Source organism: Ornithinibacillus liuyingii (assembly GCF_055550225.1).
The window spans coordinates 90,867-104,151 of sequence record NZ_JBPWOS010000012.1 but is presented as its reverse complement, the minus strand read 5'-3'; the positions used below and the strand labels follow the sequence as shown (position 1 = coordinate 104,151).

At 35.6% G+C, this 13,285-nt stretch carries 15 protein-coding genes; 8 read left to right on the top strand and 7 right to left on the bottom strand.

Annotated features, from left to right (window positions below):
* The first annotated feature begins 43 nt into the window (after window positions 1-43).
* From ACSKT4_RS16030 to ACSKT4_RS16020, 3 genes are all read left to right on the top strand, one after another.
* Window positions 44-1,045 (top strand): potassium channel family protein, encoded by a 1,002-nt coding sequence (locus tag ACSKT4_RS16030; protein WP_186870903.1) that lies wholly within the window; start codon window positions 44-46, stop codon window positions 1,043-1,045.
* Window positions 1,046-1,122: 77 nt separating this feature from the next.
* Window positions 1,123-1,497, top strand: a complete 375-nt coding sequence (gene yugI, locus ACSKT4_RS16025) for a S1 domain-containing post-transcriptional regulator GSP13 (RefSeq protein ID WP_186870904.1) — start codon at window positions 1,123-1,125, stop codon at window positions 1,495-1,497.
* 135 nt (window positions 1,498-1,632) lie between these two features.
* Complete coding sequence (locus tag ACSKT4_RS16020; protein ID WP_186870905.1) at window positions 1,633-2,982, top strand: glucose-6-phosphate isomerase; 1,350 nt, start codon at window positions 1,633-1,635, stop codon at window positions 2,980-2,982.
* Between the two features lie 104 nt (window positions 2,983-3,086).
* On the opposite strand, the gene ACSKT4_RS16015 is transcribed toward ACSKT4_RS16020, so the two are convergent.
* Window positions 3,087-5,204: an RNA polymerase sigma factor gene (locus tag ACSKT4_RS16015; protein WP_465823672.1), complete on the bottom strand. Its 2,118-nt coding sequence runs from the start codon at window positions 5,202-5,204 to the stop codon at window positions 3,087-3,089.
* A 233-nt stretch (window positions 5,205-5,437) separates the two neighbouring features.
* Between ACSKT4_RS16015 and ACSKT4_RS16010 the strand changes: the two genes are divergently transcribed.
* A complete protein-coding gene (locus tag ACSKT4_RS16010) occupies window positions 5,438-6,601 on the top strand; it encodes a MalY/PatB family protein (RefSeq protein ID WP_211742668.1) in 1,164 nt (387 codons plus the stop codon).
* A gap of 128 nt (window positions 6,602-6,729) precedes the next feature.
* Here the strand turns inward: ACSKT4_RS16010 and ACSKT4_RS16005 are convergent, their stop codons facing one another.
* Both ACSKT4_RS16005 and ACSKT4_RS16000 read right to left on the bottom strand, forming a co-directional pair.
* Entirely contained in the window at window positions 6,730-7,308 is a 579-nt protein-coding gene (locus tag ACSKT4_RS16005; RefSeq protein WP_246521715.1) for a superoxide dismutase family protein, read from the bottom strand.
* A gap of 125 nt (window positions 7,309-7,433) precedes the next feature.
* Complete coding sequence (locus ACSKT4_RS16000) at window positions 7,434-7,619, bottom strand: hypothetical protein (RefSeq protein ID WP_186870908.1); 186 nt, start codon at window positions 7,617-7,619, stop codon at window positions 7,434-7,436.
* Window positions 7,620-7,742: 123 nt separating this feature from the next.
* On the opposite strand from ACSKT4_RS16000, the gene kapB reads away from it, so the two are divergent.
* Window positions 7,743-8,159 carry a kinase-associated lipoprotein KapB gene (gene kapB, locus ACSKT4_RS15995; protein ID WP_186870909.1) on the top strand — a complete coding sequence of 139 codons (417 nt, stop codon included), beginning with the start codon at window positions 7,743-7,745 and terminating at the stop codon, window positions 8,157-8,159.
* A 108-nt stretch (window positions 8,160-8,267) separates the two neighbouring features.
* Here the strand turns inward: kapB and ACSKT4_RS15990 are convergent, their stop codons facing one another.
* Entirely contained in the window at window positions 8,268-8,531 is a 264-nt protein-coding gene (locus ACSKT4_RS15990) for a phosphocarrier protein HPr (protein WP_186870910.1), read from the bottom strand.
* 213 nt (window positions 8,532-8,744) lie between these two features.
* On the opposite strand from ACSKT4_RS15990, the gene deoD reads away from it, so the two are divergent.
* From deoD to ACSKT4_RS15975, 3 genes are all read left to right on the top strand, one after another.
* Entirely contained in the window at window positions 8,745-9,452 is a 708-nt protein-coding gene (deoD, locus tag ACSKT4_RS15985; protein ID WP_186870911.1) for a purine-nucleoside phosphorylase, read from the top strand.
* A 175-nt stretch (window positions 9,453-9,627) separates the two neighbouring features.
* Complete coding sequence (locus ACSKT4_RS15980) at window positions 9,628-10,224, top strand: biotin transporter BioY (RefSeq protein WP_186870912.1); 597 nt, start codon at window positions 9,628-9,630, stop codon at window positions 10,222-10,224.
* Window positions 10,225-10,345: 121 nt separating this feature from the next.
* Window positions 10,346-10,819 carry a divergent PAP2 family protein gene (locus ACSKT4_RS15975; RefSeq protein WP_186870913.1) on the top strand — a complete coding sequence of 158 codons (474 nt, stop codon included), beginning with the start codon at window positions 10,346-10,348 and terminating at the stop codon, window positions 10,817-10,819.
* A gap of 44 nt (window positions 10,820-10,863) precedes the next feature.
* Here ACSKT4_RS15975 and ACSKT4_RS15970 read toward each other — a convergent pair whose 3' ends face one another.
* From ACSKT4_RS15970 to ACSKT4_RS15960, 3 genes are all read right to left on the bottom strand, one after another.
* Entirely contained in the window at window positions 10,864-11,556 is a 693-nt protein-coding gene (locus ACSKT4_RS15970; RefSeq protein ID WP_301332218.1) for a 3D domain-containing protein, read from the bottom strand.
* Between the two features lie 86 nt (window positions 11,557-11,642).
* Complete coding sequence (locus ACSKT4_RS15965) at window positions 11,643-11,954, bottom strand: YuiB family protein (protein WP_186870914.1); 312 nt, start codon at window positions 11,952-11,954, stop codon at window positions 11,643-11,645.
* Window positions 11,955-12,067: 113 nt separating this feature from the next.
* The gene (locus ACSKT4_RS15960; RefSeq protein WP_186870915.1) at window positions 12,068-13,282 is read right to left on the bottom strand and encodes an NAD(P)/FAD-dependent oxidoreductase; all 1,215 of its coding nucleotides are present in this window, start codon (window positions 13,280-13,282) and stop codon (window positions 12,068-12,070) included.
* Window positions 13,283-13,285: the final 3 nt, after the last annotated feature.

Genomic DNA, 13,285 nt, shown 5'->3' with positions numbered 1-13,285 from the left:
ATTAGCACATACTAATGAGACACAGAATTAATTAGGTGAGCATATGAACACTGAACTGTTTAAGCATATTTACTTTCGTCTTCCAATACTAGTTAGGCTATTTCTAACCATCTTATTGGTCATGCTCTTTTTCGGCACAGTTATTCACTTCATTGAACCGAAGCAATTTCCAACTATTTTTGACGGGATTTGGTGGGCAGTTGTAACGGGAGCAACCGTCGGATACGGCGATTATGTACCATTAACACAATTGGGCCGAATCATTGGGATTGTCCTTATCTTAACTGGTGGTGGACTTCTCACCTTTTATATCACCCAGTTTGCAGCTGCCACAGTTCAACATGAATCAGATTTATCCCGAGGCAAAGTTGCCTATAAAGGAAACCATCACATTATTATCGTAGGATGGAACGAACGATCGCGAATTTTGATGAACAGAATTTTAAAGCATGATCCGAAAAAAGAAATCGTCCTCATTGATCAAACGGTTTCACAAATGTCCTATCGGGATTTTCCAATCCACTTCATCCACGGTGACCCGACGGATGATTACTTCTTACAAAAAGCGAATATTAAGGAAGCAGAAAGAGTCGTCATTACGGCCGATGATCATAAAAGCGAAAAACAAGCTGATAATCAGTCTATCTTAACTGTTGTTGCAGTGAGAGGGAATCATGACAAAGTCCCTATAATCGTAGAGGTTATGACATATAATCAAATTGATAATGCTAAAAGAGCTGGAGCAAGCACCATTCTTCGCCCAAATGATTTCATGAGTGCACTATTGTATCAAGAAGTATTCAAAGCCCACTCTAAACCCTTCGAGACGATTATTCACTTTTTAGATGCACAACAGTTTCATCATTATGAAGTGCCGGAAGAATGGGTTGGTTACCCCTTCCATGAAATCATAAATCCATTACAAAAGAATGGCCGTCTTCTACTTGGCATTCAGCGAGATGGTGAATGGATATTTAATCCTCAACGGGAATTGTTACTAGTTAAGGGAGACATATTAATTACTTCCATACCATGGGAAAGATAATATTTTGCCCTAATCCAATATGTATGGTATAATATTTTATTGTGTGAAAAGAAACGAAGGTATAGGAGATGTTCAGCATGACAGATAAGATTGAAGTAGGTCAGATTATTACTGGTAAAGTAACAGGTATTCAACCATATGGTGCATTTGTTGCACTTAACGATGAAGTACAAGGATTAGTTCATATCTCAGAAGTAACACATGGTTTCGTGAAAGATATTAATGATCATCTTTCTGTTGGTGATGAAGTTAACGTTAAAGTTCTAAATATTGATGAGGAGAAAAATAAAGTATCCTTATCTATCCGTGCAACGGAAGAACCACCAAAGAAACAAGCTAAGCCTCAAGCTCCAGCTAAACAATCAGTAAAACTTGAAGAAAACACTTCTGGGTTCAATACACTAAAAGAAAAACTTGAAGAATGGATTGAACAATCCGAATTTAAAAACTAATACTTGATAGCTAGAGGCTTCTCCCATCAACATTACCTGCATTTCGTTAATATTGATGGCAGGAGCCTCTTCCTATGTATTTTGATTTTCTATATGATGAAACTACTTTATAATAATATCTAAAAGGAGGATACCATGTCACATATACAATTTTCATATCAACATGCACTAGATTTCATTAATAAGGAAGAGCTAGACAATTTAGCTGAATTTGTTACCGTTGCACACGAAGCAATACATAACAAGACTGGTCCTGGAAATGACTTTTTAGGATGGGTTGATTTACCGCAAAATTACGACAAAGAAGAATACACAAGAATAAAGGCCGCTGCTAAAAAAATTCAAAATGACTCTGATATTTTACTTGTTATCGGGATTGGTGGTTCCTATTTAGGGGCAAAAGCTGCTCTTGAAATGCTAAACCATTCATTCCAAAACTTATTATCTAAAGAGCAGCGTAATGTTCCACAAATCATTTTCGTAGGGCATCATATGAGCTCCACTTATATGAAGGAATTATTTGATGTTCTTGAAGGTAAAGACTTCTCCATTAATGTTATTTCTAAGAGTGGCACAACTACAGAGCCTGCTATTGCTTTCCGTATTTTCAAGCAATATCTAGAAGAGAAATATGGAAAAGAAGAAGCTAAATCACGTATTTTTGCTACAACAGATAAAGCAAAAGGTGCACTTAAAGGGGTAGCCGATGACTCTGGATATGAAACTTTCGTAATTCCAGATGATGTTGGCGGACGTTTCTCCGTATTAACTGCAGTCGGTTTATTACCAATTGCTGTTAGCGGGATTCATGTAGATGACATCATGCAAGGTGCACTTGATGCAATGAATGATTTCAACGAGTCTTCTCTTGAGAAAAACATCGCTTATCAATACGCAGCAGTCAGAAATGTTCTATATAATAAAGGTAAAACGATCGAAATGCTAGTAAATTATGAGCCAGGACTACAATACTTCTCTGAATGGTGGAAGCAGCTTTATGGTGAAAGTGAAGGTAAAGATCAAAAAGGTATCTTCCCAACATCTGCAAACTTCTCAACAGACCTCCATTCATTAGGACAATACATCCAAGAAGGTCGTCGTGATCTATTTGAAACCGTCCTTCATGTGAATCATGCAAAATTAGAGATGACACTTGAAGAGGAAGAAAACAACTCTGATGGGCTTAATTATCTAGCTGGTAAAACGATTCATGAAATTAATGACAAAGCATACCAAGGTACATTACTAGCTCATACTGATGGAGGGGTACCTAATCTTGTTATTGATTTACCGGCACTAGACGCATACACATTTGGATATCTTGTGTATTTCTTTGAAAAAGCTTGTGCTTTGAGTGGGTACTTATTAGGAGTAAATCCATTTAATCAACCTGGTGTAGAGGCATATAAAAAGAATATGTTTGCATTACTTGGAAAACCGGGTTTTGAAGCTGAAAAAGCAGAACTTGAAAAACGTTTAAAATAATCGAAAAGAAGTAGGAAAAATTAATTAGCATTTTAAGAAAAACCGAATGATTAGCACAAGACTCTAATCATTCGGTTTTTATACATAATTTTATTCTTACATCTTTATTTATGTATTTGCGTTATTACCCAAACCCCGTTATCTTTATCGAGATTTATTGTAAAATAAGGATCTCCTTCCCAGTTTACAATAAATACAACTGCAGAATGTTCCGTTTGATATTCGGTTAATGCATAAGCACCTGAATTTCGTAATTCGAACCATTCTAACGATTCTTCTTCACTATCTAATAATTCTTCTGAGTAGATTAAGGAAGACATTGTATCTGTATCTTTTCTCACACTAGCGTACGCATATAATGATACGATTTCCATAGGATTTTCTTCCGATAACATGTCTTGATTTAATTCTTCTGAATAACTTTCATATGTGGTAGACGTTGTTGGAGTAAATGGCCAGCTATCCAGAATTAAGGTATCCTCATAATTAATATGTTGATATCTTTTATCAAAAAGTAATCTCATGTCATATATACGAATAGCATCTTCCGTTCTCTTCCAATCATTCTCTTCCCAATTCCTCATCGTAGTCTTTACTACCTGTGAGAGAATAGAGTCCGGGTGGTTTGCAAGTAATTGATTATATTCTTCTTTTTCTACTTCTGTTACGATCGTATTCTCCCAAAATCTAAGATAGTTATGTAGATAACTTTCTATATCCTCTATAATACTATCCCGGATAAACGCCGAATACGAATCCTCATACGTACTCAAAAGCTCTTCTGCTTCTAACGCATATGCAGCGAAACTCTCCCATCTATTCCAATCTTGGTCTTCCTTGTTCGAAATATATTTCACATAAGCAATATAAGCATCAGAATATCCAACATGCTCCATGTATTGGATTAGATTTTCAATAGAGAACTTTACCGTAAGCGTTAGTGCATCTTGTTCTGATGTTGTAGTTAAGATATAGCCTTGTTTACCTAGAACATCAATAAATTCTATTATTTTTTCAGACCCTTTATAACTCGATGCACCTTCTTGTAATGACACAATAGATTCATAGTCATCTTTTGATATATCATAATCCCATAGTAATTGATTTAAATATTCTTGAAACGCATACTCATAATTTGATACTAAATAAAAATATTGATATAAATAATCCACACTGTCTATAGCGTTTGGATCCAATTTAGCCTTTAGCGATGAAGGTGATTGAAGAAGCATTTCAATATAAGACTTAGTATCATCATGATAATACGTAGGATCACTTTTCAGCTCATTTAATAAACCTTCAACCATTGTTACTGTTGGAAATGTATCAATATCTTCTATCCCGAGTTCCTCTGCAAGCCTCTCTTTAGCCTCTTCGAAGTATGCTTCTAATTCTGGATCTAATCCTTGGTTATCTTCCTCGTTGTCCAAATCATCCATTTCACTATCAACGGATGCCGAAGCCTCCTCCTCTTTTAAAACCTGGCGCTGCCTTTCGCCTTGTATATAATTAACGGAAAGAAAAGAAAAAAGGATTAAACCAACTATTCCAACTAGAATAGGAATGCTTTTTCTCCATTTCTGTTTTTGCCCGACCATTTCTACTTGATTAAGCAACTCCTGAATCTGTGTGAACTCTGGTAAACGTTCATAGGAATATACCATTTCATCAAGCATGTCTGATAGTTTTACATGATGAAAATCTATTGATGTTTCCTTAGCATCCATTTTCTCTATATTCACATGAAGTAATTGCATTCCTTGTGGTATCAACTTCTTTAACATGTCTGAATTCGCTTTAATAATGAATGATATTTCCTCCAAGGTCATTTGATGAAAGTGATGTAATATAATTGGGATTTTATACTTATCATCTAATTTAGTTAAAGCATGCTGAATAACCATATGATCTAAATTTTCAAAGTAATAGCCGTACATCTTATAAGAATTATTATTAGTAATAGTAGTTTGTATCCTACGATAATCTTTCAAACTATCCATAGTAGCCCGATAAAGAGAGCCCGATAAGTCATGTCGTTCTACTCGATCTATTCCTCTGTGCAACTTAACAAACGTTTCCTGAACAACACTGCCTATGTTCTCTTGATCCAATCCGTACTGAAAAGCAATCTGTTCGACAGTGGATTTATAGTGGGTAACCAACTGCTTGAAGCCTTCTTGTTTATTTTCCTTTATTGATTGATATATTAGTTCATCAGACATACTCATCCCCCAATTCTTATCTCTATATAAGTAAACGATATGTTTACTAAAAGGTTTCAAAAGACGTAAAAAAAATTGATGAAACATGTTTATATTTAATGAAAACGGGTATAACTATTACCGTAAGACTTTCTCGTATTCCCCCTGTAAGCAAGGCGTATTCAAACGCTTTGCTCTTTTTTTTCTTTTTTGCGTTATAATAACAGTAATACATACTATAGGGGGTAATTTGGATGAAAATTTTTGAAACGATACATGACCGTAAAAATACTCGCTCTGTCAAATGGGATATGGTTAAAAATCTATTTCAATCAGAGGATGTCTTACCAATGTGGGTTGCAGATATGGATTTTCAAGCGCCAGATGCAGTTAACCAAGCATTGATTGCCCGTGCAGAGCATGGTATATATGGTTATACAATTGTTGATGATATGGTAAAATCATCCATCATCAATTGGATTTCTAAAAGGCTTCACTGGAATATTCAATCTGAATGGCTTTCATTTAGTCCTGGTGTTGTAACAACTTTACATATGGCAGTACAAGCCTTAACGGAACCTGAGGATAAAATAGTAATTCAGACACCGGTATATACACCTTTCTATAAAGTAATTGAAGCACATAACCGAGTAATTGTAAAAAATCAACTCTTATATTCTGAAAATAAGTATCATATTGACTTTGAAGACTTAGAAGAGCAATTCAAACAAGGGGTTAAGGCCTTTATTCTATGCAGCCCACATAATCCTGTTGGAAGAGTTTGGACAAGAGATGAATTGGAAGAAATTGCTAAGCTTTGTGAAAAATATGATGTGTTAATCCTTTCTGATGAAATTCATGCTGATTTAGCCTTCCCGAATGTACAGCATATCTCTATTGCATCACTATCTGAATCGATAGCCAATAGAACCGTTACTTGCATGGCTCCTTCTAAAACGTTTAATTTAGCTGGACTACAAGCGTCTTATGCAATCACCCCTAACCAAGAAATGCGGAGGAAACTGGAAAAGCAATTTGCAATTCAAGGATTTCATGGTCTAAATACGATGGGCAATACTGCGCTAGAAGCAGCTTACAATCATGGAGAAGAATGGCTTGATCAACTTCGCGAACTTTTACAGAGCCATTATCAATACGTAAAAGAAACACTAGAAACTCAAACTGATTTAACAGTATCTAAGGCGGATGGGACTTATTTAGTATGGATTGATTGTAGTTCCCTAAATTTAGACGCTAAAGGGTTACGAAAGTTCTTTAACGAAGAAGCTAAAGTCGGCTTAAATGCTGGATTTGAATACGGAACAGAAGGCGAGAAGTTTATGAGAATGAATATCGCCTGCCCACGAACAATACTAGAGGAAGGCGTTCATCGTATCATTGCAGCAATAAATAAATAAATAAATTGGCCGAGTCTTGGGCTTCAGTATATAAAAGCAAAGAAAAATCCGAATGAGTAGCATCGACCCCGTTCTGGCAATCGAGCATCATTCGGTTTTATCTTATTCTTATCAATGTATCTCACCCACTAATCGTCTTGGGTATCATTCAATTCAGTCGGGTCTGTTGGAGATTCTGTCGGTTCTTCTCCCTTTCCTGACTTTATTTCTCCACAAATTATTCTAGTACCTGCATTTCCACCTGGCTGTGATACCCCATCATCTTGTAACTCCATCACAACTAAGGAGGTCCCTTCACCTCGTAATAACGAATCTTTCCCTTCCTTTAAGGTTCCCCCAGAAAGCATTAATTCTGCATCTACAAGGCCATCACTATCCGCTTCCACATTCGGTAAATCACCTAAATGTGGTCCTTCAGGATGCATGAGTCCATGCTCTGTCCCTTCTGGATTTAAATGGTTTCCTGCTGACTTAAAATCTGGCCCCTCACATTTTGCAAACTCATGAACAGCAACTCCATGAAAGCCAGGCGTTAACCCTTCAAGCTTTAATTTAACTTCTACACCATCAGGAGACTCTGTCAGTTGCGCCGTTCCAACCATATCTCCTGATGCATTATACATCTCCACGCTTTTCGTTGTATCAACAGTACTCTGGCAACCTGCTACTAACAAAAGCATGAAAAGGACTAAACGTACATACTGCATATCCACTACTCCCTTTTTGCATGATAAAAATAGTATTCGCAAAAAAAGAGTGTGTAAACATAGAATCAGCACAGTCTTTTATGTATGGATTATAAAAAAACAGAGCAAGTTACTTCGCTGCTCTGTTAGTTTGGTTTCTTATTCTCATCTAATTGACTTTCGTATTCTGAGTTAAACTTTTGTTCTTGCTTTTTAGAATGCTTATAGAAAAAATAAAATGCTACAGCTGCTGCAATCATAAAAATAATTAAGGTAATGACTGCAGGGATATATTCTGATTTGTCCTCAGGAAAATATAAAAACGGCATCATATGTATCACGTCCTTCTTCTTATCAGTATATCAAATTTGCAGAAGGCATATAAAGCAAATTAAAATGTTCGCCAATTTGTTAAAAATTTGGCACAATGAGTCTTAGAAAGGGGTTGTTTTTAGTTGAGTGATTTTTCTTTAGGCGATATGGTCCAAATTCCATATAAATCAGGAATTTACATAGGAGAAATAATCGAAGATCGAAACGAAAAATTTTTAGTCAAAACATTAGCAGTTGTAAAGCATCCAATGCAAGGAGACCTGCATCATCCGAAGCAAGTAGAAAATGTGCTGTTTCACGAACGGAAAGCCCTTAGCCAATTTGAAAAGGTAAACGTCCTTAAGGATGTTGTTACCCGTTATGCAGGTCCAGATTTAGATTATGGTGAGTCTCTAAAAAATGCGGTGGAACAATATAGCGATAAACTTAAGCGGAAAGATACAGCCTATAACCAAGAAGCTTTACGAGCATTAGCGTCTGTCGAGAAAAGTTATTATCATGGAAAATATTACGAGAACGGAACACATCATAACAAATAAGGTTATGATTTCAAGGAATATGTCCCATCTTGTATGATAACCATAACCAGTAAACATACAATTTATGAAATCAAAAAGGCTGCCTTTATGAAGACAGCCTTTTTTTAATTACTCACCTAAGTTTTCTTTAATTACTTCTGCAATCCCTTGAATTGCTTCTTCTTCATCGCTACCATTAGCAGTGATTTTGATTTCAGCATCTTTAGGAATTCCTAATGACATAACGCCCATAATAGACTTTAAGTTAACAGTCTTATCATTGTACGAAAGCTCGATATCTGATTGATATTGACCAGCTTTATTTACTAATAAAGTAGCAGGGCGAGCGTGTACACCTGTATCTGCAGTAATTTTAAAAGATTGTTCTTTCATGCTATTCATCCTTCCAACATATATATTAGCTTGTACAAATTTTATGTACTTTTTTATCAATTATACGAAATTACTTCGTGAATAATTGAACTTATATTTATTATATACAATTTTATTTCGTATGGAAACTAAAAAGTCTATCATAAATAGATTGTTTTTAAGGAACGGTTATGATAACTTTATTTTTGACTAGTCAATATAGGAGGAAATGACATGAGTGTACATATAGGAGCAAAAAAAGGGGAAATCGCTGATAAAATATTACTTCCTGGTGACCCGTTAAGAGCAAAATATATTGCAGAAACCTTTTTAGAAGACGTTACGCAATATAATCAAGTCCGTGGTATGTATGGATATACCGGTTCATATAAGGGAGAAAAGGTATCTGTCCAAGGTACTGGAATGGGAGTCCCATCTATTTCTATATACGTGAATGAATTAATTCAAAGCTATGATGTTCAGAAATTAATCCGTGTTGGTACATGTGGTGCTATCCAAAAGGATGTTAAAGTGAGAGATGTCATTTTAGCACAGGGCTCTACGACAGATTCCCGAATGAATCAGCTTATTTTTAATGGAATTGATTATGCACCACTAGCAGATTTTGATCTATTACGTACGGCATTTGAGGTAGGAACGGCAAAAGGGATGAATCTTCGTGTCGGTAACGTATTTACAAGTGATACGTTCTATCGTGATAATGCTAAGGAAGTGAACGAGCTGCTTGCAAAATACAAGGTGCTTGCTATTGAGATGGAAACAACAGCACTATACACCCTTGCTGCTAAATACGATCGTCAAGCACTGTCTGTCTTAACCGTTTCAGACCACATTATTACTGGTGAAGAAACAACTGCAGAAGAACGACAAACAACCTTTAATGAAATGATGGAAATCGCCTTAGAAGCAGCAATTAAATAAGGTACCATTCATTATCATAAGCGGTAGTAACATAATAGGGAGAATTAGAATAATCCTTTTTCACTTATAGAGTGATAAGGATTATTTTTTCACACTACTAATTGTTAACCATTTAAAATATAAGTTGACAATCTCCCCTCTTCTCTTTATTCTAGTTATAGGAGAGGTGTTAACGATGAGGAATATTAAACCAATAGAAATAACTGTTGGAGCATTATTTGTCTGTTTGATGGCCATCGGGGCTAATATTGCTGTATGGTTTCCATTTCTAGCAATACCGATTGGTGGAACTTCAGTACCATTATCACTACAAACGTTTTTCTCTATCTTAGCAGGATTAATGTTAGGTAAAAAATTAGGTAGCTTAGCAATGGTTACATATGTATTAGTTGGGACTGCGGGTGTACCCATTTTTGCTGGAATGGAAGCAGGTCCGATGCAACTAATAACTCCTACTGGCGGTTTCTTACTATCGTTCATTATTGTCGCTTTTGTTGCAGGTTGGATAACAGAACGTTCTAACCAACCATCTGTTCCAAAATATGTAATAGCTTCCTTAATAGGATTAACCATTAATTATTTGATAGGTGTTACATTTATGTACTTTTCCATGAATTTATGGTTAAACTTGTCAATTAGCTATAAATTCGCCTGGATTGGTATGGTTCCATTTTTGATTAAGGATGTTGCTTTATCTTGTTTAGCCGCCGTTTTTACAGTTCGTATAGCTAATCGTATTCCGATGAAATGGAAAACAGCAAGATTATCATAACCTGTCAAAAGAAGAGGTCACTTTAACCTCTTCTTTTTATTTTTCCGCATAAATTATATCTACTTAAGCGCAGACTATGATAAAATAACAATCATAAAAATATGTCTGAAAGGAACTCATCATGGATTTTTTTTCTAGCTTCCCAATCATAGCAGCATTATCTGCGATAGTATTTGCCCAAGTTATTAAAATTCCTATTCATTTTATGGCAACAAGAGAATTTGTTCCAGGTCTCGCTTTTAGCACTGGGGGCATGCCAAGTAGTCATTCTGCTGCAGTTACGTCTTTATCTACCGCTATCGGGATCATAGAAGGATTTGATTCAACATTATTTGCTGTAGCTGCTGTTTTTAGTGTTATCACGATGTACGATGCCTCAGGTGTACGTCGACACGCAGGGAAACATGCAACATTACTTAATCAACTTGTAAAAGATTTTCAAGTACTAGTTGAAGGTGCTAAGAACTGGGAAAATAAAGGGACATATGAAAAACGAGAGGATTTAAAGGAATTACTAGGTCATAAACCAATAGAAGTATTTTTTGGGGCTATTACCGGTATATTCGTCGCACTTATTCTTAATAATTTTTATTAATACATGAGAAAAGGAGGCATTCCAGTTACCTCCTTTTCTCATATCTAGCTTTTATTAATTTGTTCCCTGAATACTTGAAGCGCTTTATTTTCATTAAGATTCTGTAATACCTCTTCCGATAATTCTCCAGAGCCCTTTTCAATAATATAGACCTCAACTTCACGTTTACCCCATTCGGAGTAAACATCCTCTACAGTGTGAAAATACAAGTCGATTTTATTACCATTGATGGCAGCACCCTTATCCGCAACAACACCAAATCCATAATCTGGAATCCACATAATCGTACCAATTGGATATATCGATAAATCTGCTGCAATTGTAGAATATAAGTCCCGCTTAACTTTAACACCTGAATACGTAATTCCATATTGTGGATGGTCAGGATGCTTTCCTGTTGATTCCACTCCTGCTGTATATCCTGTGGCGATTACGGTTGCTTTTGGGTAATTATTTATGTTGATTGCTTCTTCAACTGTTTTTGGTCCTTCGATTTGTTCACTTGAAATATAATGCTGTTGTTTTGACAGCACCTTTAACGTTTTTTCCTGTAAAGCTATCTTTCTATGTTCAGCAGGTTTTGCTTCATAATTACTTGCAGAAGCTACCTGGTCTTGATGTAGCATGATTGCTATATCTGCATAAGTCACATTGGAAATACTCGATAATGTTGTCCAAAATGCCAGCAGAAATAAAGCTGTCATGCCAATTCTTCTCATCATTTTACTGATTTTCAATAATAACACCTCTCTGGATGTCATCATGTCCAATCTAGTAAGATTTTATTCATTTGAATAGAACGCTAACATTTCGGAAAACACTATTAAAACATCTGATAACCATTCTTACGTAAGAATTTAATAACAAATCCAGATACAATGGTACCTAAAAAGCCAGCAGATAATATGATTACATCCCATGTGTTGATGGAGAATAATTCACTAAATGCCTTAGAAAATGCTTGTCCTGGAGAAGAAAAATAATCCCCAATAGGTATATTATCGACAATTAGTAAGACAATAAATGGGTAAATAAATGCCATTAGCCATGTTCTTCTAAGTAGCATATTTAAAATAAATGCTATTCCGAAAAATATAACAAAAAATAAGATAACCGATACAATTAATTGGATCAATTTATGTAAACCCCTCTTCCTTAGTTACATACAAATTAATTCTATAAGCAATTCATAAAAAAAGCAAAGACGAAATACGAACGCCTTTGCTCCTTTTGAATTACAATATTGAATTAATAGAAGAAATTAAACTTACCTTTTTTCAGTAATAATCCAATTCCACCTAATTTCATTAGGTAACGATTATCACTCATTTTCTTCATGAAGGTAGCTTTCCAACCGAATAGCTTCTTATCACCGAATACTACACCCATGCCATCATTATGACCTAGAGATGCTAATGTACCAAGTGATTTGAATTCGAAGCCTTCAAGCTCTCCGTGTCCTTTAACTAGTGATACTAAATTATGAGCAACTGTAGCAGATTGTTGAATCGCAATCTGTGCAGTTGGTGGGAATGGTCTACCACTTTCTTCGTTCATAATTAATGCGCAATCTCCAATAACAAATACATTGTCAAATTCAGGTGCACGCATATCTGGACGTACTTGAATCTTTCCACGATTTGTTTCAAAGCCTGATTTTTCAACGATTGTATTAGCTTTAACCCCAGCTGCCCAAACCGTTGTAAGTGTTGGAATTTCATTAAGCTTGCCGTCTTTTTCATAAACAACGGCATCTGGCTTGCTTTCTTTAAGTAGTGCACCGGTAATGAATTCAACTCCACGTGCTTCAAGTGAATTCATCGCGTATTCTACTAGCTCTGGATCAAATCCCGGTAACACTGTAGGAGCACCCTCTACATTGATAATTCGAACTTGTGATTTATCAATATCATACTCTTTACATAACTCAGGAACTTTGTTCGCTAATTCTCCTACAAATTCAATTCCGGTAAAACCGCCACCACCAACAACAATGTTCAAGCGAGCAGGGTTTTGGTCTTTGTGATATTCAGCAAAGTTAAACTCAAGATGTTCTCTGATTAAGCGAGAAGAGTTAATATCGTTAATCATTAACGCATTCTCTTCTAGTCCAGGAATACCGAAAGTAGCTGATTCAAATCCTAAACCAATTACAAGATAATCGTAATCTAATTCGCCATTTTCAAGTTTTACTTTGTTTTCATTCGGCTTAATTTCAACAACCGTATCTTGAACAAAGTTAACTTTATGTTCATTAATAACGTCTTTGATCGTTATTCTAGCTTGATCTTGATGAACTGTCCCAGCTGATACTTCATGCAACCATGTAGTTTGATAATGGTAGTCATTTTTGTTTACTAGAGTAATATTAGCTTCACTAGCATTTAATGACTTCTGTAATTTTACAGTAGTCATCATTCCGCCATAACCTGCACCTAAAACGACAATGTTAGGCTTTTTCATACA